General features: G+C 52.6%; 22 protein-coding genes and 1 riboswitch. Of the genes, 7 read left to right on the top strand and 15 right to left on the bottom strand.

The annotated features are described in order from the left end of the window. Positions 1–326: 326 nt before the first annotated feature. Positions 327–1,301, bottom strand: a complete 975-nt coding sequence (locus BAD_RS06815; protein ID WP_229081122.1) for a GIY-YIG nuclease family protein — start codon at positions 1,299–1,301, stop codon at positions 327–329. 514 nt (positions 1,302–1,815) lie between these two features. On the opposite strand from BAD_RS06815, the gene BAD_RS06810 reads away from it, so the two are divergent. After that, positions 1,816–2,373: a recombinase family protein gene (locus tag BAD_RS06810; protein ID WP_041777396.1), complete on the top strand. Its 558-nt coding sequence runs from the start codon at positions 1,816–1,818 to the stop codon at positions 2,371–2,373. A gap of 104 nt (positions 2,374–2,477) precedes the next feature. After that, positions 2,478–3,629 carry a DNA (cytosine-5-)-methyltransferase gene (dcm, locus tag BAD_RS06805; protein ID WP_011743605.1) on the top strand — a complete coding sequence of 384 codons (1,152 nt, stop codon included), beginning with the start codon at positions 2,478–2,480 and terminating at the stop codon, positions 3,627–3,629. A gap of 51 nt (positions 3,630–3,680) precedes the next feature. Here the strand turns inward: dcm and BAD_RS06800 are convergent, their stop codons facing one another. Genes BAD_RS06800 through BAD_RS06790 form a run of 3 tightly spaced genes read right to left on the bottom strand, consistent with a single transcriptional unit; the run spans position 3,681 to position 6,498 of the window. Beyond that, positions 3,681–4,583: a type II restriction endonuclease gene (locus BAD_RS06800; RefSeq protein WP_011743604.1), complete on the bottom strand. Its 903-nt coding sequence runs from the start codon at positions 4,581–4,583 to the stop codon at positions 3,681–3,683. Next, positions 4,580–5,998 (bottom strand): LlaJI family restriction endonuclease, encoded by a 1,419-nt coding sequence (locus BAD_RS06795; RefSeq protein ID WP_011743603.1) that lies wholly within the window; start codon positions 5,996–5,998, stop codon positions 4,580–4,582. The genes BAD_RS06800 and BAD_RS06795 overlap by 4 nt, the downstream gene beginning before the upstream one ends. Continuing rightward, positions 5,995–6,498 carry a hypothetical protein gene (locus BAD_RS06790; protein WP_011743602.1) on the bottom strand — a complete coding sequence of 168 codons (504 nt, stop codon included), beginning with the start codon at positions 6,496–6,498 and terminating at the stop codon, positions 5,995–5,997. The genes BAD_RS06795 and BAD_RS06790 overlap by 4 nt, the downstream gene beginning before the upstream one ends. A gap of 135 nt (positions 6,499–6,633) precedes the next feature. Between BAD_RS06790 and BAD_RS06785 the strand changes: the two genes are divergently transcribed. Beyond that, complete coding sequence (locus BAD_RS06785; protein ID WP_011743601.1) at positions 6,634–7,989, top strand: IS3 family transposase; 1,356 nt, start codon at positions 6,634–6,636, stop codon at positions 7,987–7,989. 65 nt (positions 7,990–8,054) lie between these two features. On the opposite strand, the gene BAD_RS06780 is transcribed toward BAD_RS06785, so the two are convergent. The 8 genes from BAD_RS06780 to BAD_RS06745 form a co-directional block, all read right to left on the bottom strand. Next, positions 8,055–9,230: a hypothetical protein gene (locus tag BAD_RS06780; protein ID WP_041777395.1), complete on the bottom strand. Its 1,176-nt coding sequence runs from the start codon at positions 9,228–9,230 to the stop codon at positions 8,055–8,057. A 185-nt stretch (positions 9,231–9,415) separates the two neighbouring features. After that, on the bottom strand, positions 9,416–9,949 hold the full coding sequence (locus BAD_RS06775; protein WP_011743599.1) for a hypothetical protein: 534 nt from the start codon (positions 9,947–9,949) through the stop codon (positions 9,416–9,418). 363 nt (positions 9,950–10,312) lie between these two features. Further along, positions 10,313–11,023, bottom strand: a complete 711-nt coding sequence (locus BAD_RS06770; protein WP_011743598.1) for a class I SAM-dependent DNA methyltransferase — start codon at positions 11,021–11,023, stop codon at positions 10,313–10,315. Positions 11,024–11,062: 39 nt separating this feature from the next. Next, a riboswitch (TPP riboswitch) is annotated at positions 11,063–11,154 on the bottom strand. A gap of 863 nt (positions 11,155–12,017) precedes the next feature. Further along, complete coding sequence (locus BAD_RS06765; RefSeq protein ID WP_050731463.1) at positions 12,018–12,251, bottom strand: hypothetical protein; 234 nt, start codon at positions 12,249–12,251, stop codon at positions 12,018–12,020. After that, positions 12,251–12,838 (bottom strand): ParA family protein, encoded by a 588-nt coding sequence (locus BAD_RS06760; RefSeq protein ID WP_041777394.1) that lies wholly within the window; start codon positions 12,836–12,838, stop codon positions 12,251–12,253. Before BAD_RS06760 ends, BAD_RS06765 begins: the two co-directional genes overlap by 1 nt. 701 nt (positions 12,839–13,539) lie before the next feature. Continuing rightward, the gene (locus BAD_RS06755) at positions 13,540–14,886 is read right to left on the bottom strand and encodes a relaxase/mobilization nuclease domain-containing protein (protein ID WP_041777393.1); all 1,347 of its coding nucleotides are present in this window, start codon (positions 14,884–14,886) and stop codon (positions 13,540–13,542) included. Between the two features lie 320 nt (positions 14,887–15,206). Next, a complete protein-coding gene (locus tag BAD_RS06750) occupies positions 15,207–15,644 on the bottom strand; it encodes a plasmid mobilization protein (RefSeq protein WP_011743592.1) in 438 nt (145 codons plus the stop codon). Positions 15,645–15,850: 206 nt separating this feature from the next. Then, positions 15,851–16,315, bottom strand: coding sequence for a hypothetical protein (locus BAD_RS06745; protein WP_041777392.1), 465 nt, complete (start codon positions 16,313–16,315; stop codon positions 15,851–15,853). 300 nt (positions 16,316–16,615) lie between these two features. Between BAD_RS06745 and BAD_RS06740 the strand changes: the two genes are divergently transcribed. After that, positions 16,616–16,987 (top strand): hypothetical protein, encoded by a 372-nt coding sequence (locus BAD_RS06740; protein WP_041777391.1) that lies wholly within the window; start codon positions 16,616–16,618, stop codon positions 16,985–16,987. A gap of 264 nt (positions 16,988–17,251) precedes the next feature. Here BAD_RS06740 and BAD_RS06735 read toward each other — a convergent pair whose 3' ends face one another. From BAD_RS06735 to BAD_RS06725, 3 genes are all read right to left on the bottom strand, one after another. Continuing rightward, entirely contained in the window at positions 17,252–17,554 is a 303-nt protein-coding gene (locus BAD_RS06735) for a hypothetical protein (protein WP_041777390.1), read from the bottom strand. A gap of 236 nt (positions 17,555–17,790) precedes the next feature. Further along, positions 17,791–18,264, bottom strand: coding sequence for a hypothetical protein (locus tag BAD_RS06730; RefSeq protein ID WP_050731462.1), 474 nt, complete (start codon positions 18,262–18,264; stop codon positions 17,791–17,793). 311 nt (positions 18,265–18,575) lie between these two features. After that, a complete protein-coding gene (locus tag BAD_RS06725; protein WP_041777389.1) occupies positions 18,576–18,869 on the bottom strand; it encodes a hypothetical protein in 294 nt (97 codons plus the stop codon). A 188-nt stretch (positions 18,870–19,057) separates the two neighbouring features. On the opposite strand from BAD_RS06725, the gene BAD_RS06720 reads away from it, so the two are divergent. Genes BAD_RS06720 through BAD_RS06710 form a run of 3 tightly spaced genes read left to right on the top strand, consistent with a single transcriptional unit; the run spans position 19,058 to position 21,445 of the window. After that, a complete protein-coding gene (locus BAD_RS06720; protein WP_143245386.1) occupies positions 19,058–19,372 on the top strand; it encodes a hypothetical protein in 315 nt (104 codons plus the stop codon). A 29-nt stretch (positions 19,373–19,401) separates the two neighbouring features. Then, the gene (locus tag BAD_RS06715) at positions 19,402–20,334 is read left to right on the top strand and encodes a hypothetical protein (protein ID WP_231837011.1); all 933 of its coding nucleotides are present in this window, start codon (positions 19,402–19,404) and stop codon (positions 20,332–20,334) included. Position 20,335: 1 nt separating this feature from the next. Then, entirely contained in the window at positions 20,336–21,445 is a 1,110-nt protein-coding gene (locus tag BAD_RS06710) for a CHAP domain-containing protein (protein ID WP_231836999.1), read from the top strand. Positions 21,446–21,515: the final 70 nt, after the last annotated feature.

Raw genomic sequence — 21,515 nt, 5'->3', positions numbered from 1 at the left:
TTAGCGAACCGAAATGATGTCCGGCGGAACGTGTCCTTGCGCGTCTTGGAAACGGATATCCGTATTCGTTCGAAGGTTTCTCGACCAGGGGATGGGCTTTGCTTTTTCAGATTGACAGTCCGTAATCATTTCGGATATGTCGGAATTTAGACAGGAATCCCTTGGATGCGCCGCGGGCGATAAATACGGGCCGTGGTGCGGGAAGGACCTCGAACATGACGATTCGAAGAACACGGTCGCCTATTTCGGCGAGCGTGCCGCTTCCCACCCTCGGCGAGGTCACGGCCGGCACCGCGAGCCTCAGCCGGTAGGAGCTACCCACAGGATCATTCGTGTTGGTCGGAGTTCTCTCGTTCGGCGACGGAATTGTATCCGTGGGGTACTTCGTCGTTGTTTCTACGGACGGATCCGAGGGTGTCCATCCACCAGTGTTCGCGGTCGATGATCTCTTTGGGTGACTTGTTCATGTCGAAGATCTCCAGGATCGAGTACTGGAAGTTCTTCTCGATGTATCCGGCGCCGAGGTTTCTGAGCTGCTTGTTTCCCCCGGAGTGGTCTCCGGACGCGTATTCCTTCCAACGCGACAGCAGACCGTGCGAGGCTCCTTTCCGTGAGTAGGCGGACCCCACGTAATGCCATCCCGTTCGTCTATCGGTCTGCAGATAGACCGCCTGGACGCTGCCGAGGGCCGCCCGCCATTCCTCGTTGTTCACGGCCGCCACGAGCTGCCGGTGCGTCAACCGAACGTTCTCGTATCCAGAGAACGGTAACGCGGATACGGGGGATTGAGCGATTTTCTCAAGGGTCATCGTCTTGAGAAAATCCCGGCGTCGTTCTTCATTGTTGGACAGGTTAAAGACGACTCCCGTGTAACCCGGATCTCTTTTGTAGTACACTACCGCCCTGGCCTTTAGCGAGGCGTATTCCGGGATCTCATTGTAACGGTATAGAATCTTGCCGTCGTTCTCCGTGTACTCGTCGAGGACGTCGTAGGCTCCGACGAACAGCCATTGTGTGGGGTGGGGATTCTCTGGCTTGAGCTGAATGAACTGGAGGACTTTACGTGTGTGAATCTGCGCTGTTGCCTTATCCTTATCTGGCCATTTCTTCGTGAAAATCCACTTCATCAGGTCATCATAGGAGGAATAGTAGGCGTCGGGAAGATCACTCCATTTGCCCCATTCCGGGTTGCTGCCATTCAGACGAATGCTATAGCCGGCTAGGTCCTCTTCGTCGAGTCCCAATAGTTCGAGGAACCGGATCGGTTCCGTATCCTGGATTCCGTCTTCGATGCGCGTCATTGCCATCGCCTTTCCATTCCCGATTGCCGCCGGACGGTATGATTTTCCGGTTTGTAAGACAGTCTAGCGTCTTGATGATGAGGATTATGGAACCGGCTGGCTCCTTGCCAGGTGGACGTGGAGTCCGACGAAGGGTTGCGGGTCCGGCTGTCTTCGTGGAACGACGACGGTTTGACGTGGCCGGGTGATGGGAATGAGACCGGTCGCGCGGTGTCTGGGCGTTATCTGTTGTCATGTCGCCATGTCGCGAAATCGGTTCGTTGTTGGATGAGTGTGGTCCTGTGAATTCTTAAATGTTGTACCGAATGCAACATGCAACACTTGGTGAATCCGACTAGGACCATCGGAATGCGTCTTGGACCATTTCGAAAACGGATGTTTCCGGAACGGAGGACGGACCGGCCGCCATGTCCACGACACTCCGGCGATTGGTGTTCCGAAACCCGTCCCGTAATCAATGTTCCGGAACTCAATGCCATTGACGGGTAGTGGTATGGTCGGACGCATGGCGAGCATGATTTACGGATACGCGAGGGTCAGCACCAACGACCAGACCACCAATCTGCAGAAGGACGCACTCGAGAAAGCCGGCTGCGACCGGATCTTCACCGAAGTGGCCTCCGGCGCGAAGGCCCACCGTCCCGAGCTCGACCATATGCTCGACCTCCTGCGCGAGGGCGATACTGTCGTAGTGTGGAAGCTGGATCGGCTCGGCAGGAGCATGCAGAACCTAGTTGACCTGATGACCACGTTCGACGAGAGGGGAGTACAGTTCAGATCCCTGACCGAGTCGATCGACACGAACACTCCTGGAGGCACGCTCGTGTTCAACATCTTCGGATCATTGGCACAGTTCGAACGCGACCTGATTCGCGAGCGAACGCGCGCCGGACTTGAGGCCGCTCGCGCCCGCGGAAGGAAGGGTGGACGGCCCGCCAAACTCGACGAGAAGCAGGTCAGGGAGGTGCGGCGCCTATACGAATCCAGGACGGTGACGGTAGACCAGATCGCCACGATGATGGGTGTGGGACGGTCCACAATTTATCGGTGCCTGAATACGTCGGATAAGTAATTTTGATTCGGTATGTGATGTGACCTGATTCTAAAGTCGACGATGTATGCTTTTATTGTGTCAATAAGAGGACAGATTGACCTATAAATAACCGGGAGTACGAGATGGTCGACACTGATTACGGACAGCAGATTAAGGATAAACGTGAGCGGTTGCATATGACTCAGAAGGAACTTGCTGACGCAATAGGCCTTTCTAAGAACGGTGACCGTACTATTCGCCGCTGGGAGAATGGCGAATCAAAACCGACTGAACCAGAATTCAGACAGATCATGGAATTCCCTGAGAATGCGCCATTTAAGAATCCTGACGAGGCGGACTATAGGAGTATCGACTTATTTGCCGGAATTGGCGGTACTAGGCTTGGGTTCCAAGAGACAGGCAGAGTGAAGGTTGTCTTCTCATCTGAGATTAATAAATTCAGTGCTAAAACGTATCATGCCAATTTTGGAGAATATCCAGCTGGCGATATTACGCAGATTGCTGCGAGCGATATTCCTGACCACGACATTCTCGTTGGCGGTTTTCCCTGTCAAGCCTTCTCTCAGGCAGGCCTTAAGAAAGGATTCGAGGACGCTCGAGGAACTATGTTTTTTGAGATTGCTCGAATTCTAAAGGAAAAGAGGCCCAAGGCGTTCTTGCTGGAGAATGTGAAGAACCTTGTCGGTCATGACCATGGGAACACGTTCAGAACTATCAAGTCCATTCTTGAGGGCCTCGGCTATGCGGTAAACGCAAAGGTTCTAGCGGCGAAGGACTTCGGAGTGCCGCAGAACAGGGAGCGAATCTATATCGTCGGTTTCGACAAAGAACAGGTGCCAAACTGGGCTGACTTCAAATACCCTGAACCGCCTTGTATTCCTACAAGGCTCGGTGACATCCTTGAAAAAAACGTAGATGACAAGTATACAATCTCGGACGCGTTGTGGGCGGGTCATCAACGTCGCAAGCAGGAGAATAAGAAGGCAGGTAAGGGCTTCGGCTACGGCTTATTTGATGAGGACAGTCCCTATGCGAACACCATTAGTGCACGCTACTACAAAGATGGTTCAGAGATTCTCATTAGGCAGGATGGGAAGAACCCACGTAAACTGACACCGCGTGAGGCATCTAGACTGCAGGGTTTCCCTCCAGAGTTCATCATCCCCGTTTCAGATACACAAGCATACAAACAGTTTGGCAACTCCGTTGCTGTACCTGTCGTGAATGCCGTAGCAAAGCAACTACTCAAGGTGCTTGATGCTAGCAAGGAATGATGCGGCTTGGCGGGGGGATAACGGAATATCCCGTTATCCCCCCGCCAATGACTATAGGCACTCGGCCAAGCGAGCCTTGTAATAATCGCAGACGATAGGATGGTTCTTGTGCTTCTCTATCTGTTTGCGCAGAAACTGCTCTACAACGCTTCGTTGCTTGTCGGTATAGGAGTATCCCTCCCATTTTTCGGTAATGTTGGACGCTTCAGTGATCATTTCTTCGAAGGTCATGACTCGTGGATTGGTGTAGTGCGAACGGTTCTCTTTCGTGGTCACGATAGTTATGTTGCTTTCATATAGTACGTTCAAGGTGTTTTCGGTTATGTCGCTGTCGAGCGTCGCTAAGTACATTCGAGGTGCGCCGGTCCTAGTTACTTCTTCAGGAACCTCTTGCCAGCGTTCACGAAGTGTAGTTTTTGCGGAAATCAGCACGGTACGTTGCTTATCTATCGAGTATTGAATTGCCCCCGGTGTCACAAAATCCACCAGTTTGCCAAGGTGATGCTGGGCAAAAAATTGCTTGCCAACGTTGCCTTGGGAGTCGGTCGGAATACTTGCCCCAATTAGCATCATCTCTATAATGGCTTCGAACTCTTTACCAGCTCGTGACCTGCGCGACTGAGTGTTGGAGAGAGTCAATTCGTAGATGTGCTGCGGGTAGTCAGACACGAACTTCTTGATCGCATCGACAGCTTCCATTCCTTTGAAAGACATGGGATCGATAAGGGATGATAGTGCTTTGACAGTGAATTTCTTTTCGCATACTTGGAAATCCTTCCAACATTGCGTACGCATTTGACCTACGAAGTCACTGGCGTGTTCCTTGAAGTATGACTTTCCCATCTTGTCGAATCCGAGTTCCATGAACGAATTGTAGGCGATGTCGAAAGGAGATGGAAAGTGGTCTTTGCGCATCTCTTTAATTGTCTCTTTGTAATCGTCAGCGGTAATCATCGAGTCTCCTCGCCCGTATTGAGATTCACAGATTCCTCAATTTTAGCAATCTTTGTTGTGGAAATTGGAGAAATTAGCTCTCTGGAGAAAGAGTAACTGCCTTTCTCACTAAGTAAATCGCACCAAAACTGGGCAATCTGATTGGTGCTCGTATTGTTTACGTACAAGGAGAGCGCTTTCTTTATATCGAGCGCAAAAGCAGGTATCGCTCTCCAATCTGGGAGACGTTCAATGTATGCGTCGGCAATGAAATGGAATTTGACAGTGTCTTCATTTTTGGGTGCCTCTGGGAAAATGAAAGCGTTAGTCGTTCCTTTGATACGTGAATACTTGTCGTTGCCTTTTCTTTTGCAAAGAACTGATCGGAGAGTATCCTCGTAATAATACTGTTTGATGATGTCTGGACCGCCGGGCATGTTGTGCCGATAGTCATAGTATTTGGCATCTAGGATATATAATGTATCGTTCGTTACGAACAGAACATCTGGACGTTGACTTGTGTCTGGCTTGAGATTCGGTAGCTTCCACCGCGGTTGCGGAAGTAGGTTGTCGTAAATGTACTGATCGTCATGGAAAATATGCTTGCAGGTGGCTTCCCAGACGCGCCAATAGGTTTTTGTTCCGAAGAACGATACGTCGTTTTTAGAATCATTCCGGATGGTCGAACTGATATATTGCATCAGAAGGTCAATAACATGCATTTCTCGGTCAGAGAAGACAGTCCATTTTTCCCTTGATAGAAATGTCAATGCCGTCTCCTGCGTGCATGGGAGCCATCCGCGTTCGTGCTGTCGGAAATTGACGTGATATCGCTCTGGGTCAATCAACCAGCCCCAACGTTTGTAGCAATCTTGTACACAAGCTTTGTGCAATATGGTTAGAGGCGAGTCGTCGTCGTCGATTCTACGTGCGATGACCGGCAATGGATAGAATACGGAGGATTCCGTGAATATGGGATCGCTTCTTTGGATGGTTCTATTCCATGCGATACGTCCTGATTGGTTTTGGGAATATTGGGTTAGGAAACGCCTGATTGGGCCGTTGACTTCGTAATCTTGAATTAACTCCATGGCGGTGAGAAGCGGAGTACTTGTTCGCCTATCTGCCGAATATAGGAAGCCTGCGTCTTCAGGAGAATGCGGATAATCGTCTCTGAAACGAATAAGTGACTTTGTTACAAGTGATATTAACTGTTCAGTATCTTCGTCAGAAATATTGGAGGGCGAAGCGAACAGTTTTTTAGGGAAACAAAATATGACACAATCGGCGAAGGCTACTATGCCGACGAAGGAAATGGAAATCCACCTTTCCTTAGAGGAAACTAAGGAAGGTTGGACCTTTCGGACTCTGTCCAGAAGATTCCATGTTTCTTCATCAGTGTAGTGGCGTCCGTCAATGAGCGTGTAGAGGTTCATGCGTCTTGTCCGTCGTTTTCCTCAAATTCGTTCGTGTCAGGTTCACTGTGGTCTTCTGGCTGAGCTTCCTCAGATAGCGTCTTTTTAAGCGACTCCTCGATGTCCAACACATCCTTGGTTTGATAATTGGCAAACAGATACGATAACGAGTCCACGTTCGCATCAAAAAACTCATTTCGATCATTTCGTAGCACATCATCCCAAAGGTAAATAAGCACCTTCTTGAAAGCGCCTCGAATACCAGCCTCGCTGCGCAACGCTTCCTCAGGGAGGAAGAACTGCCCGATAAGACGATCCTCTGGAACAGGTGGGCGTTTTTCCCGAAGCTTATTGTTCACGGAGGATAGAATCTGAAGCAGACTATGCGTTTCGTTGTTATAGATGATCTGAGACGTTTTGAGTTTTTCGTTCAGTGACAGGGAGATAGTCTCATATTCAAAATCCCATCTCCTCTTGAAGGCGGAATCCATGAACATGACTCCCTGATCAGCATTGTTCATCGTAGCCCATATGAATAAGTTTCCTGGAATGCGGAGTTCATTGGGAGATGAGACCCCTTCAAGATTGAGTAAATGCTGGCTTAGATAGTTGGGGCTGCGGACGTTTTCTTGGAGACCGAACGGAAAGATTTTCGTATGTTCAGTCTTGAGGAACGAGAGCGTGCGGTGGAGTTGTATTTCACCACGCCGATGACGACGGCCCAGGTGGTGGAGCATCTGGGTTATCCGACCAGGCAGTGTCTGGAGCGTTGGCTGGCGATGGATTCCCGGTATGCTGGCCATATGGCCAAACCCATCATCCCACTGGAGACCAGGCGAAGGGCAGTCGAGCTGGTGCTGGGCGGCATGCAGCAGAAGCAGGCCGCCAAACAGCTCGGCGTGAGCGTCGGCGCGGTGCATGGCTGGGTCAGGGCGTACCGCAAGGGCGGCATGGCCGCGTTACAGCCCAAAAACAGGAACTCCGCGCAGGGCAATAAGCCCGCTGACTCCCGTCGCCGGCCGTCCGCAGCCGATGATGATGACGCGGAGGCTTTGCGCCGCAGGGTCGAGGAACTGGAGCTGGAGAACGCGTTGATGCGGGAGGTGGTGGAGGTCGTAAAAAAAGACCCCGGCGCCGACCTGCGGCGCCTGTCGAACAGGGAGAAGACGCTGCTGATCGACCGGTTGAGGCCGGCGTATTCGCTCAGGTCGATGACATGCTTGCTCGCCATCGCGCCCAGCAGCTACCACTACCACCACGCCCGGCTCGGCGTTGACAAGTACGCCGGACTCAGGGCAGAGGTGGCCGGGGCGTTCGCCGATTCCAAGGGCAGGTACGGGTACCGCAGGATCAAGGCGGTGCTCAAGACCGGCGTATCGGAGAAGGTGGTCCGCAGGATCATGGCGGAGGAAGGGCTCGTGGCGCATGTGCCCAAGCGACGCAGGTATAGTTCCTACGAGGGCGAGACGACGCCGGCTCCCGCCAATCTCGTCGACCGGGACTTCACGGCCGAGCGTCCGAACGAGAAGTGGCTGACGGACATCAGCGAGATCAAGGCCAGGGACGGGAAGGTGTACCTTTCGCCGATGATCGACTGCTTCGATGGCAAGATCGTCGCATACACCGCCGGCTTCAGCCCCAACGCGGAGCTGGCCAACCGGATGCTGGAGAAAGCGGCCTCGACGCTGCCGGGGAACGCGCGTCCCCTGGTGCATTCCGACCGTGGATGCCATTACCGGTGGCCCGGATGGCTCGGGCTCATGGAACGCTTCGGGTTGACGCGGTCAATGAGCGCGAAGGGCTGTTCCCCGGACAACGCCGCCGCGGAGGGGTTCTTCGGTCGAATGAAGACGGAATCCGTCTATCCCGAGCATTGGGAGAAACGCACACGCGACGAGGTGCTCATCCTGATCGACGATTACATCCGCTGGTACAACCACGAGCGCATCAAACGGTCGCTCGGTTGGATGAGTCCGGTACAATACCGTCAAAGCCAAGGAATGGCTGCGTGACCATCTCCAAGAAAACGTCCGCAGCCCATTTGTAATCTTAAAATGAGCAAATATTTCTTTTTCGATTATTCCGATTTCTGAGGGTTGATAATTTCCAGCCCTTGTTTGTTGGGAGCAAGTTCAAGTATGGCGTGATCGGAATTATCCAGTACTGGTAATGCTGCCGGTTGTGAATGTAAGGCACAAGTCAGCTTAAAGAAGCTAGAACGCAAGGCACTCGTTTTCTTTCCACTCATTTCGACGGGGAATTTTGCCGCTCCTACCGGAAGAAAACTAAGGCTTTCCAAGGTGTGAACAAGTTGTTCCTGTCGTTGGGCAATAGAATCCAACTCGCTTCGCAAAATAGTCTCTACATGAGCGAGTGAACGACTCGCATTGTTCTGTTCCGCGGCAACTTTTTCCAGAAGGATGATTCTGGCGCGCAGGGCAAACGTCTGGTAGGTCTGTTCTACTGCACACTCGAAATCGTATAGAGAATTTTCGCTGGAGTTAGTGAGCTCTTTCAATAAATCCGAGCTATTAACATGCGACTGCTTGGAATAGTGTTCCGCAATGTCCGACCACTTATCAAGACGTTCTCCATAAAGCACGAAGAGTTCTTCTAACTTGCCAAAAGCATAAGGTGCCGTGGACATGCTTGGAATACACGCTTGATCTAGCAGATATCCCGTCACTTTTCGCGCTTGTTGAGCGGCGTTGATAAGGATGGCTCGATCTTCTGCGTCCCTGCGTTCTTGCAGAGACTTGACTGATTTATAGATAGCGTCAAGTTTTTTGTTTGTTTGATAAGAGGACAACATGTCACCCGCCATGGCCAAGGCTACAGTAGCGATCATTGGTCCTGCCGCCACGGCAGCTCCGGTTGCGGGAATTAGTCGCACATGACTCGCAATGGCGGAGGACCCAGTGGCACGCGTGATCCCCCGGAAGCCTCCACCCACGGCAGGGACTAAATCCTTCACAGTGAACCCAGCCGGTAGTATCACTCGATACAGTCCACTATCTGAAGCAACGTGGCCTATTTGCTGAGTAGCCAGACTCACTGCTTTGGCAAATGAGCCTGCAGACTGGGCGACAAGGTTGGTGCCGTTTGAAGATTGATGTTGTGTTGTTGAAGATGGCTGGTACTGAATAAGCATGGCATCCTGATTTAAAAGCATGAGCAGCATGGTTTCCGTATCCATCTGACCACTCAGTTCACGACTGATTGGTTTCAGCGGCACGACGATTGCATCTTCCATAATCAGGGTCCTTGTCAGATCTGCTTTTCGATGATTTGATTTTTCAATCTTAAGTATATGGGGAATGATATTGACGTTGAGGTTGTCAAGTATTTTTCGAGCGAGCAAATTCAAAGATTAGCGTACTAAGTGTTGTCTCATAAACGGTCGCATACTTAAATACTTGTATTGATTCATGCGGCTAGTCAGTAGGCTCTGGGCTTTTCAACAATGGTGGCGCAGAAAGTAACGCTGCCATCCTTGTTCTCAGTGGGGAGACTAAACTGCCAGATTGAACCAAGCTGAGATTCGAGGTCGTTGAGGAGCATGTCGATTCGGTCAACGCCTCCACGGATGCTTTTGACGGTAATACGCAATTCGGGACCGTTCTTCTGCCGTTCTTTAGTAATGTCAAGACGACTAGATGGGTCTGCCACGCGTACTGCGCGCCACGCATTCCAGCCTTCCTTGCGGGCTTCGTTCTCTTTCTCCTGCGCCTTCTCCAAGGCACGTTCCCCATGTCTGACATCCCAGTCGACAGCTTTGCGCATGGTAAGCAACAAGTTGGTGCCGCGGTTCTGACGCACTGCGGCCAGACCCTTGCGGTCAAGACTCCGTGCGGCTCGTCGGCGAGCCTCTTTTTCCGCTGCAGAAAGCTCACGTGGCGCGACCGTTACCATGCCGGTCCGCTCCAGTTCATCCAACAACTCCCGCTCGACCTTTCCAAGACCTCTGCTCATGGCGTTCTCCGTCTCTAAGTGTTGTACATTTATTATCTACAACATATAGAAATATGTCAATAAGTGTCGCACGGAGAAGTGAAGCAACATTTATAGCAATGAAAACGATAAATGGAATAGACGGGAATAAAAGAGCATGACAACAATTGAACAATCTTCGCAAGTCTATTAGTCAGGATTGTTCGGGAACATCTAAGAACAATTGCCGGCATACTGAAATCGACGTAAAGAATCAGACGCCGATAATTTTTCTTATGTCAGATTCAAAGCACGCAACAGCCTTCATCGCCGTTCAAGCAACAGGATTATACGCCGTTTCGCGGTCGAATGTCCTATGCGTCGACCGCGAAACGGCGTATGGAATCACTTCTTAGCGACAATCGCTACATATCCGCCGGCATAGTAGCCATCGATAGGCTCCTCCACCATGCGGTTCGTGTAAACGGGATGAGCGACAAGCGTCTGCTTGTAACGTAGGTCATGCAATCCAAGTTCATCGGTCAGAACCTTACTTTTCTCTTCGGTTGTATGCCAGAGAGCGGCATGGACGAGTTCCAACGGGTATGGGCATTTAGGCGCCGTATCAACGGTTTCCGGGGAATCGTAGGTGTCAAGTTTTCCTGCCAGTAGATAGAGCAGACCATAGGCGCTTTCTTTCGGAACATCGAGCAGGACGAGGCTGCCACCTTTCTTCAACGCCTTGAGCACGTTTCCGTAAGCAACTTTCAAATCGGGAATATAGCTTGAAGATCCATTGAAGTAGATCACGTCATATGATTCCTCTGGTAGATCCGCCGTCTCTGCGGTGGCTATCTGCACATCCATGCCACGTTTGCGCGCAATGGCAGCCATATCCTCAGACGGTTCAATGCCCTCGGAAACAGTGATGCCATACTCGTCTTGCAGTGATTTCTCGAACAAACCGGATCCGCAACCAACTGATAGCATCCGTCCCCCGTCGGTTAAATCCAACGAAGCCTTGAGCAGCTTCAACTCGCTGAGGAAAACGTTCTCGTTAGTCATGAACCAGCTGTCATAGTCAGCAGCGTATCCATCGAATTTTGCATGTGCCATTTATCGGCCTCCCTTTCATCATTGTTAGCTAGGAGACCGGTAAACACGGTCTTGCTTCCCTACGCGAGCATTAACTCACAGGTTCAAAGGGTCCCAAAGGTCTCAGCGGAATCGCTCCCCTAGCGACTCCTAGTATAGCCATACGGGGACATACTTCGTTCCGTTGTCCAGAATCTATCAGGGATAACATCTGAATGTGTAAGCGTTCCGCGGCATATTCGCGTTAACCAAATTTACTGCATGCCATCAGAAATACGCAAAAATAGCATTAGCCGCAATTTTTAGGTCGATGGTCAAATACCATAACTGATCGGCCGTAAGAGGCACCTTCCGTTTTTGGAAGGAGAGAAACAGGTTTAGCGCAAGATGCTAAACCATCATTTATCACTATATATAGTTATTATATAGAATTTATATAAAATCAATATAGTTGATATATTGCTTTTATATAGTCCTTTTTGCGTGGACCCTGCACTGGAAAATCATTGCCGCCTATATCGTCACTCCCCTGTGTCAAAAAACGTCTGCCACTGCTTCTATAAATAAACGTCGCAATGATAAGGGGCAGCACTGGGGATAGCTATCCTCGTCTATCACGCCATGCCACGCCGCTTTCCATCCAGTCTCAACGGAGTCTTCCTTAGGGACCACTCCCCCGCCCACTATCAGTTTAAAGTAGATTCCATTCCAGCACCGCACTACACGTCAGACACAAATCATGGTGGTTATCCAACGCCATGTTCAATTACCAACGATGGATCCGAACTAATCCCGTCTGCCTCATTTGCGTTAGCGTACTACATGACACGATATGGTTCCTTATTCTCCGATGAGACGTCATCCGTTTGCGCATTTTTCATCAAGAGACAACAATGCTTAAATCCACATTGATATCCCAGCTAAGCGTATCGCATAAAAGAGCTAAAATATATAGGTCCTATATGAAATTCATATAGGACCTATATAATACTTATATAAAAATCATTGATTGGCGTCAGTCATCCTGCTTAAGTCTCAGTCGAACTCCATCCACGATGAGACGCGAGGCGCTGGTGCCAAGACGCGCAGCGCGTTCCTTAAGTTCCTTTTTTAGGTCGACAGGGATCATGAAACTCATCATGGTCTTATCATTGCCTTCGCTGTCGCCTTTGTGCTTGGTGTCCTGCAGGTCCATAAGTCTGCCGGTCGGCTCATCCGGCCTGTTCGCCCTGATTGGTTTAATCGCCATCAGTTGGTTGCCTCCTCGAGTTCCTTGTAGACGTCTTCGTAGCCATATAGGTTGCTGCCGAATGGCTGACCGTACACGTTGCCCAAGTCGGCCCTCTTAGGAATCACAGCGTCGAACACGCTGCTGTCCTTCTCCCTGAAGTATTCCTGCGCGCTTTTGAGCGCGATGGTGTGCGGCTCGGCACGGACTATCAACACTGCATATTGCTTGCCGACTTCCTCGAGATTGTCAGCCACTGCCGAAGTCTGCTGCAGGTCAATGCTGTTGGGACTGGTCGGTACGATCACGAAGTCCGAGACGGAGGTCGCTTCGTCGGTGATCTTGCCTGTCGGCGGGGTGTCAATGATGACGAGGCGCGGATCGTCGGGCTTCAGTCTGCGTAGGGTGGCGATGTTGGCGCTTTCCACCGAGAACGGCAGCGGCTTGCCGTTCTGCTCTGCATTCCAAGCCCATAGGCTCGCACTGGATTGCTCATCGGCATCGAGCACCACGACTTCGTGCCCTTTCCGTGCGGCAAGGGTGGCGAGGGCGATGGCCGTGGTGGTCTTGCCAACACCTCCCTTGATATTCACTACAGCCACAATCATGATGACCTCCATAGTTTTATATAATCATTATATAATATATCATAAATACTTATATAAGTCTTATATTAATCTTATATTTCGCTATAGACCTTCAGACAATCCTTTAAGCGTTGTATCGCAAATGCGAGCAACACTTATAGTGCCGTGTGAATGCCATCCAATCGTTCGGTAATACTTATGTGCCGTAGGGTCACACTAGATTCAGCGGACATCAGCAACCGTGTCTTAAATTAAGAAGAGGAGCAAGTCCTGGCATTTTGCGGATCAGTTTCCCGACTCGGCCATAGGAGACCTCATCGGACGCGCCAAACTTGCGCACCTCTCCCCTAGGCTTTTTTATGATTCATGTCAATTCTTATAGACGGAAGTCAAACAAAAGCATTAATGAATCACTGCCATCAGCGGATACGTTCCAATGAATGAAAACGGGAAATCGTTCCCTGATTACTTCGCATGAGACCAGTATTTCAATAGATGAATATATAATTCTTATTTAATGCTTATATAAGGATTATATAAGTCTTTATTAGATTTTATATAGTTTAATCGGATAATCTGATCAAATCCTTATTCATGATCGAGTGCCAGGAATCGATTCGCTGTCAAATCAACAATCTGTGCGAGCGTCCCGTACCCCGAACGTCAGTGTTATCTGTTTTATCTATTCCGCTGTTGCAGTCAATGAAGCTTTCAACTTATATTCAATGCGATGACAGGTGGTCTATTCTGGCACTCGACGGCTGTGACAATAATTCGACCACGTTGCCGTCCATATCGTTTCTATCCGTGGGAGCATTTCCGATTCCGTAACGTTCGAACAATCTGTCGAATACGCGCAGTCCCTCGCATAGCGCTTGGTCATAGTCATCCGGGTTCTCGTTTGCGCGTCGTACGTTTATGGCGATGTGGAATGCTTCGTTGATCAGTTTTTCCATATCATACGTGGATAAATTCGCAATCTGCCGTTCCATGCCATCGGAAAGGAACGGTGGTCTGTTTTCCATGCTTGCTCGCCACTCCTGGACGGCAAGGGCTTCGCTTCTCTCATCATGAATCCAAGCGTTTCGCAATTCCCGTAGTCTCATGTCCGAACCGATGTCGATTGCGTTGAATCGTTCAGTCCAACCGTCCGCACTGCGCCAGGTGATTTGGTATCCGACCACTTGGCTTGGTGATTTGAATGAGTCCTTGGACACTCCTTTACGTAGATGCGGGTCGATGTTGAATCCTTCGCGTCGGACGCGGCGGATGAATTCGTCTTCGCTCCTTGACGCTTTCGCGCATGCCTCCACGATGAGTCCCACGTGTTGTTTCGGCATCGTTTCGGCAGCTACTGCGGCGATCCTGCGGGTGTGTTCGTCCCTGCTGAGCGTCGGCCAGGGGAGTGCCCCATCATATTCGTTCCGAGCTTTCCATTCCGCCCAACGACGCCATTCGGCATACCGGTATCTGACGTGGTTTGCCGTGGTCGACCGGTCGAGTTCAATCAGTTCGGGATGTTCCCGTTCCATCTCGCGGCATGATCGCTGCGCATTCTTCATGTCGTTGAATGTGTTGAGCCATCCGTCGTCCATTGCGAGCTGCACCATCACATGCACGTGGTCGTTGCCGTTCCGGCTCAGTCCATGGCGTACCGCGAGCCAAGTCACCTTGGACATGTCGCCGGCAGGCAGGATGTTCATACGTTCCAGATAGTCGCGGACGATCGAGTCCCATTGCTCGTCGGTGAGAATACCTTGACCTGCCTTGATGGACAACGAACAATGCCAGATACGATCCTTGCCATGCTCTTTGTCGGGATTATGTCTGCCTCGGCGGTCGCGGGGGAATGGGTCGTCCCTAAGTTCCCTGTCATGGTATCGTCGGTCGAACCGTGTTCCGATTCTCGCGTACGCCTCGATGAGGCGCCCGTCGAAATCGAATGAGTCGAGCAGATCAGTACTGCAGGCGATGAGGTGCTGGTTGGCGTGCTCGTTATGGCGACCTTTGCCGAACAGGTACTTCACCAATCCTGCAGGATTCGAACCGCGGCTAATCTTTGGAATCATGCTTCTCATCGTCCGGCATGTTAATTCCCTTCATGGTGCACAACGTCTACAAATTTCCAAAATTGAGTGGCGGCATCCCCGCAAGGTTTCTTCTTATATTGAAATTCATCATCCATCGACCAAGTAGGGGAGTGGCTGCTCCTACCTGGTAACCGAGGCGACAATGAACTGTGTCGACAACACTTTTCAGAACAAACACAACAGATATCAAAATGCAGAAAAGCCGGTAGAGATTGGGTTATGAAAATCCCTACCGGCCGGATACAAAATAAACAACGAGAAAATTCACTGGACGAGAGTGAAGATTCCAGTTCATTATATCATTTGGTATCAGTCCAACGAAAACCATTGATGATTTCGCGTACCTCTGCAAGCAGCAACGCGCAGTTCCGCACTGCTATGACGGCCGAATATTCGTCTCTTTCATCGGCGGCCATCTCCCGATTCGTATTGCGCGCTATCTGGTTGATGTTGTGCCCGATATGCCAAATCTCAGTCCTGATTGCTTCAAGTTCTTTCACGACCGGTTCGGTTTCGTACTTTCTCCGGACCGATTCGAGATTGGCAGCGACTTCGCAAGACTCAATCAGATAACGTGAGACACTGATACCTCTCGTTTCCGCGGCCGAACGAATCTCATCGAACTCTTGGTCAGATACACGCACGAAAATCCGTCTGCTACGGGTGATCCCTGTCCTATATTGTTGGTTTTTAGCCGTCAATGACCCATCATCTCCTTCCACCACTTCGTCCGGCAATCTTGCAAAGCACCGTTCCTTCTTCTAAAGCCTGCGGCACTCGGGTCCATGTCCACCGCCGTAGGCGCAGTGGGGAATGGTTTCGGTTTGTACGCACAAACCGTATAACTTGCTACCCCACGGTGACGCTTTCCGAGTCCGGCTTCGTGCCGGCCTTCCGCCTATCCCGTTGATTAGGATTGCGCCTGTCTCCATGCCATCCTGCGTCATCGGTGAACGGAAGCGTCCTCTTCCAGCTCATGGAGCATCTGCCTAGCGTCGGCGTCTACTGACACGTTCGTAATATCTTCCGGTAACGGCCACCCGAGACGCTCGGCGAGGTCGAATTGCTCCGCGAGGATCTCCGACACGTATGTGGCGCGGGTGACGCCCCTCATCATCGCGGCACGGGTAATCACCTCGTATTCGGCATCCGATAAACGGATACCATGGCGCGTGCCCGCAGGTCTCAACTCACCACCGACTGTTCCGGAGGGAAATGGTCGACGCATCATCCCATCCGCCCCATCAAGACTTCCCGGATAAAGACACGATGACGCTTGAGGAAGAAGCAACCAGCGCAACACGACGGCGACCTGATAGCCATGCGCCCGGCTCTCATCTCTCAACCGCTGGTACTGGTGGTCACAGATCCACGCCATGATGCGATAGGGGAATGCCTTGTATCCCATTTCGTTTTTCCCTTTCCTTTTGACGAAACTATTCGCCAGTCCATGGGGAAGAGCCCGTCCCGTCGTCTCACGGAAGAGCGAGCCTTCCGACGAGGCACCGGAACAATGTCGTTACCGGACACCACATCAATCCAACCGCACGCCGATAGGTGTGACGGTGCACGGTGTCTACCAGTCCTCGTCGGTGGACGGCATCCGCCGAGGAAGACATATGCCGATGGAGGACACGGGCGTCGGAAGGATTTGAAAAACATAAGTGTATACTCTATAATAGAGTTAACACTTTGAAAAGGAGCGGACATGAGCCTCGGATACGGAAGGGTCGAGCGGCAGCTGCTCGACGAGCTCACCGCAGACGCAGCCAGACCGCACGACGTCGGCGTGCTGGTCAAAAGGCCAGGCATGGCGCAGAGCGAGGTGTGCAGCCGCCGCAGGGCCGCGAAGCGCCTCGAGGAGAAGGGCATGTGCGAGACGCTCCGCGTCGTCTACGCCGGACGCCGCCGCCTGGTCTGCATGACACCGGAGAAGGCGCTGGAATACAAGCGGCGCCAGGCCGTGGACCGGCGGGCCGACAACAAACTCGAACGGCTCAGACTGGACGCCGAGTTCTCCAGGCTCGACCTGGACACCGAGACGTGGAAGCCCATCGACGAGGAAGGGGAGGAATGGTGATCATCACTGTCGTGAACGTCGATGGAGGTGCGACTAGGACCACGGCATGGAACCGACCGCAGAACGAGACGATGGGCAGAAAGCCGAAACGTCGCACCAAAAGCGTAAAACACTAAAACAATCTAAGTGTATGCTTAATAGGTAAACTATACACTGTCGCCGGGCTGAGCATTCTTGCCACGTGAGTCTCGCGAACGCCGGCCCCACGAACGGCAACCGAAGAAAAGTCTGCGGCGTGGGAGACCACGCCGCAGACCGGGACCGCTAGCCGCGGTTATGGCTGGCCATCGCGTACGCGCCTATGGCGAGCACCGTGATGTCGGCCGCGGTGGTGTCCACCTTGGCCGCGAGGGCGACGACAAGCACCGCCATCAACCAGACCATGGGACCGCCGCGCGGCCCCTCTTCATTCATGCGCATGATCTGCGCCTTTCCGGTAAAGCCGCGCCGCGTCAGGCGCGGCAACGTCGACCGGCTGTCGCCGGGCGGTCGTTCCAGCCCCTGCAAAAAGGCCTTCTCGACATAAACGATGATATCGGTTAGAATGGAAATCGCCGGTCGAGGCACTGCAAACTTCCTCCCACATTCAAGGCGGTGCGCAACGACTTCTTCGGGAGGATGGCCGGAACCGGTGGGGTGGTTTCATTCCCATCCCCTGGCAAAGCGTCGGGCCGGTGTCTTCGGACACCGGCCCTTTGCATTCTTTGGCCATACCGGAAATAAGAGTTTATCTTACAATAAAGTATACTTTTAAGCGCTGGCGAACCCATCCATGCAACACCTGCATCTTGCTGGAATGTCACTCATCGGTTCGAGCATCGTTCCGTTGTCCTACGCTCCATCAGCTTATGGAGCATTCGCCTAGCTTCGTCGTCCACGGATTCATTTGTGATGTCTTTCGGTAATGGCCATCCGAGGCAATCGGCGGCTCTGATTTGTTCCTCGAGGATTCGTGTCACATACGTGGAGCGGATGATACCTTTATTCATCGCGGCGCGGGTAATCAGTTCGTATTCGGCATCCGTCAGATAGATGTTCCGATAAGGCCTCGCATCTTTTTGCCCACTCGTCGATCCGGACGGCAACGGAAGCCTCATCAGCATATCAGCGTTGTCGAGACGTCCTGGATGCAAGCCGTCGACGCTTTGTGGAAGCAGGAGCCACCGTTGCACGACTGCGACCTGATAGCCGTGAGCCAAGCTCTCTTCTTTCAGTCTTGCGTATTGTTCGTTGTCAATCCGTGCCATGATTCGGTACGGGAAGTTCTTGCGTCCCACGTTAATCTCGCCTTTCGCTTGTTTGTTCAGTGACGGTCTGGCATCCGGAAAGGATGTCTCCGCCTGGACCGGAAGAAGGTTCTTCCTCTTTTGGATTCAGCGGTCGATACAAATCGAATATGACATCATGCTTCCTTCCGGATACCAACTACGCATGATTCCCATTGCCACTTCTGGCGCAAGGTATTCGGTGTAGCCCATAACTCCGTGGACCGGCCTCACTATCCGCGTCCATACTGTCTTTAGCCACCTCAAATCCGGATACGAAAAGGCCGCGCCCAGTAGGTGCGGCCGGAAGACGACAGGCGACGTCACAGTTCAACGAATCCGAGCAATGGCGCGAATACCGCCGCCACACCAAACATGGCCACGATCATGAAGACGACACCGAGCACGTATGCGGCAACGATGATGGTGGTTCGTCCAGCCAGGCTCCCGTTCAAATCAGCCGTCGGACCGTTCATGCGTTTCGCAACGATTGTGCACACGCCTGACATGACGACCGCCATGAGGACGAGCGTGACTTGCAATCCGCCGTTCAGTCGTATGGTCCAATCCCATAGTCCGGTGAGCATGCCGGCAACGTTTTCCAGAAGACGCTCCATTCTCTGATCCTTCCCATTGTTGGCTATTGATGAATGGCTCTTCAATCCTGATGCGGTTCCCACCAGCCAGCGGCGCACGGTGTCTACACATTCTCCGAACGCTTTTTGTAGACACCGTGCGCCGTCGAGCGCGGCGTATCGATTCATCCTTGCAGGGTATCCGGTTCATCGAAGGTAAGGAGTTGAATTTGTCCCACAGCAACAGGGCCCGCGACACAAGACGCAACATTTCGAAGGCGATTCGCGAATCCCAGCAGTCTCGGATGGACGCGCTCGATGCGTTAGCCCAAGGATTGACTGAAATCAGTGCCGCGCGCATACGGCTCAAGGAGCTTGAGACGCATGTGGAAGACTTGCGCGTCCAGGCGAAGAATGCGGGCAACACTGCCACTGACATTCGGGCCGTGGAACGTATTGTTAATGAACTCGCTCTGAAACGGTCCGAAGCGCCGGAGAACGATTCCAAGGACATGGAAGAGCCATCCGGGATGGGGGATGAGTGATGACCGGGAGGGGGAAAGAACCGCATCCGATGCCTCGACCCTTCCGCTGGCTGGCCATGTTCCTCGCGTTTGTGTTCGTCATATCTCTCGGCGTGGCTGCCACCTATCGAATGAAACGAACCGGCAACGATGGAGATCTTGGGAGAGTCCCGTCCAAATCTGCGCAGAAGGAGGACGTCAGCCCGCACGGTGAATATGCCGGTTTGAAGGCCGCGGGAGTCCCCGTTCCCGGTGAATGGTCGCGTCAGTCGCTCTTAGCCGTCGACGGGACGCAGAACAGTGACGGAAACGGTGCCGCGCTATCACCTGTCGGAGGGGATGGGGGACCGGTCAACGTCGCGTTGGAGACAGTCAACAGGATTCTCAACCCAACGCAATCCGACGTGGAATGGGACCGGACGATGAGAGACCTCTTCCAACCGGATATGGCCGGATTGACGCATGGCCCGTCGAACATGGCTCGTTACTGGTGGCAGCAACGCCGCTTCCAACCGGACCGCCTCTGCACGGGAATCGCAAAGGACATGCTCATCATTCAGTCCTATGACTGTTCGACGGACCGCATGTTCCAAGGCCAGAATACGGAAGCGATCAAGGGTACCCAGTACTGGTGGACGGGCATATCATTTTTCGATGCTCCACGGTCGATCACGGAAAAGATTCCATCGTCGACCGACCCTCAGACCGTGATTTCGCAATACTACGACGCGGTTGCTTTCCCCATGGATGACGGCGTCTGGTATGTGACCGTCGCATGCCCGGCGATGTCCGATCATCCATATCTCGACGAAAACGGCAATGAGCTGGCGACGGAAGACGACAGCGCTCCATCCTCCAAGTACTGGATTAGCGTCGGTTCGATGGTGGGAGTCGGCACGAACCAACGTCCGTGCCGGCCGGTTGAAATCACCGTCGGCGGGCAACGTCCGTTCTGGTACATCGGTGCGGACGGGAGTAACTGACATGGCTGTATCCTGTTCCACCGACCTGATGAAAGGCTTGTTCCGTCGCCGTGTGCTTCCTATCGTTGCCATGCTGTGCATCGTATTGACGACCGGTGCGTGCAATCCGACTGATGTATTGCATTTCCTCGCCGGCTGCAAGGATGGCTCCTCGTCGGCGGAATCCTCATCGAGCATGGTCGCTTCTACTGCAAAGGGCGACTGGACGGGACTCGTCGGCAAGACCGAAGGCGAGATCAAACATATGTGGCCTAGCCACGTGGCGCCATGCTCAGGCTATAACGTGCTGTATGGCGGCTCCAGATTGCAATGCACTTGGTGGGCGTGCATGCGTCAGCGTGCCCTCGGCCATGATCTGGGCCAAGGATCCTGGGGCGACGGCGGCAGTTGGGGAGCATCCGCCAAGGCACGCGGTTGGAAACAAGGTGCCAAAGCCGGAGGCATCATCTCTTGGGCGCCCGGCTCGGGAGGCTCGGATGGACTGTATGGCCATGTCGCAGTCGTCGAACAGGTCGATGGCGACAACGTGCATATCAGCGAGGGCGGTGCCGGGTTCAGGAATTCCAACGGCGTGGCCGCTATCCACACCCGGGTCATCCCCATTCACGGCACGGGCGCGACTTTCTGGTATCCGGACGGCAACGACAACGCCGAGCCCGTGGCCCCAGATACCAGCAAACGATCCTCCTCGTCATTGGCCGCCACGTCGGCGAAATGGACATGCTCGGCATCCTCGTCGAACGATTCGACGAGCGGAGCGGTGAACGTGAAATACAACGGAAACGGGTATCATGCCAGTCCTGAGGACGCCAAGGGCATCGCCAAGCAGATGATCGCCAGCGGATACAAGGAATGGGATAACGACAACGACTGGCAGGCGCTCGTGTGGATATGGGAGCATGAATCCGGCTGGCGGTGGAACGCCGAGAATCCCACGTCCGGCGCATACGGCATTCCGCAGTCCTATCCCGCATCGAAGCTCGCTGCTGCCGGAAACGACTGGAAGGACAACGCGGCCACCCAGATCAAATGGGGGCTGCAGTACATCAAGCAACGTTATGGCAGTCCACATCAGGCCAAGGAGTTCTGGCTGCGCAACAACGCTTACTAAGATTCCATGACCTTATGTGCCTTTGCCTCACGATTACACAATCTAGGAGGGCTGGATAGAAAAGTGATTC

Origin of the sequence: Bifidobacterium adolescentis ATCC 15703, assembly GCF_000010425.1 — a bacterium.
GTDB classification, from domain to species: Bacteria; Actinomycetota; Actinomycetes; order Actinomycetales; family Bifidobacteriaceae; genus Bifidobacterium; species Bifidobacterium adolescentis.
This window is presented reverse-complemented; position numbering and strand designations above follow the sequence as displayed.

What these genes read in the sequence shown, in the direction of transcription:
- BAD_RS06755 (WP_041777393.1), bottom strand. Translation starts at nt 14,886, where the DNA reads ATGATTCCAAAGATTAGCCGCGGTTCGAATCCTGCAGGATTGGTGAAG.
- BAD_RS06740 (WP_041777391.1), top strand. Translation starts at nt 16,616, where the DNA reads ATGAGCCTCGGATACGGAAGGGTCGAGCGGCAGCTGCTCGACGAGCTC.
- BAD_RS06815 (WP_229081122.1), bottom strand. Translation starts at nt 1,301, where the DNA reads ATGACGCGCATCGAAGACGGAATCCAGGATACGGAACCGATCCGGTTC.
- BAD_RS06795 (WP_011743603.1), bottom strand. Translation starts at nt 5,998, where the DNA reads ATGAACCTCTACACGCTCATTGACGGACGCCACTACACTGATGAAGAA.
- BAD_RS06725 (WP_041777389.1), bottom strand. Translation starts at nt 18,869, where the DNA reads ATGGAGCGTCTTCTGGAAAACGTTGCCGGCATGCTCACCGGACTATGG.
- dcm (WP_011743605.1), top strand. Translation starts at nt 2,478, where the DNA reads ATGGTCGACACTGATTACGGACAGCAGATTAAGGATAAACGTGAGCGG.
- BAD_RS06710 (WP_231836999.1), top strand. Translation starts at nt 20,336, where the DNA reads ATGGCTGTATCCTGTTCCACCGACCTGATGAAAGGCTTGTTCCGTCGC.
- BAD_RS06780 (WP_041777395.1), bottom strand. Translation starts at nt 9,230, where the DNA reads ATGGAAGATGCAATCGTCGTGCCGCTGAAACCAATCAGTCGTGAACTG.
- BAD_RS06800 (WP_011743604.1), bottom strand. Translation starts at nt 4,583, where the DNA reads ATGATTACCGCTGACGATTACAAAGAGACAATTAAAGAGATGCGCAAA.
- BAD_RS06785 (WP_011743601.1), top strand. Translation starts at nt 6,634, where the DNA reads ATGTTCAGTCTTGAGGAACGAGAGCGTGCGGTGGAGTTGTATTTCACC.
- BAD_RS06810 (WP_041777396.1), top strand. Translation starts at nt 1,816, where the DNA reads ATGATTTACGGATACGCGAGGGTCAGCACCAACGACCAGACCACCAAT.
- BAD_RS06715 (WP_231837011.1), top strand. Translation starts at nt 19,402, where the DNA reads ATGCCTCGACCCTTCCGCTGGCTGGCCATGTTCCTCGCGTTTGTGTTC.
- BAD_RS06775 (WP_011743599.1), bottom strand. Translation starts at nt 9,949, where the DNA reads ATGAGCAGAGGTCTTGGAAAGGTCGAGCGGGAGTTGTTGGATGAACTG.
- BAD_RS06760 (WP_041777394.1), bottom strand. Translation starts at nt 12,838, where the DNA reads ATGATTGTGGCTGTAGTGAATATCAAGGGAGGTGTTGGCAAGACCACC.
- BAD_RS06745 (WP_041777392.1), bottom strand. Translation starts at nt 16,315, where the DNA reads ATGGGATACAAGGCATTCCCCTATCGCATCATGGCGTGGATCTGTGAC.
- BAD_RS06790 (WP_011743602.1), bottom strand. Translation starts at nt 6,498, where the DNA reads ATGAACAATGCTGATCAGGGAGTCATGTTCATGGATTCCGCCTTCAAG.
- BAD_RS06770 (WP_011743598.1), bottom strand. Translation starts at nt 11,023, where the DNA reads ATGGCACATGCAAAATTCGATGGATACGCTGCTGACTATGACAGCTGG.
- BAD_RS06765 (WP_050731463.1), bottom strand. Translation starts at nt 12,251, where the DNA reads ATGGCGATTAAACCAATCAGGGCGAACAGGCCGGATGAGCCGACCGGC.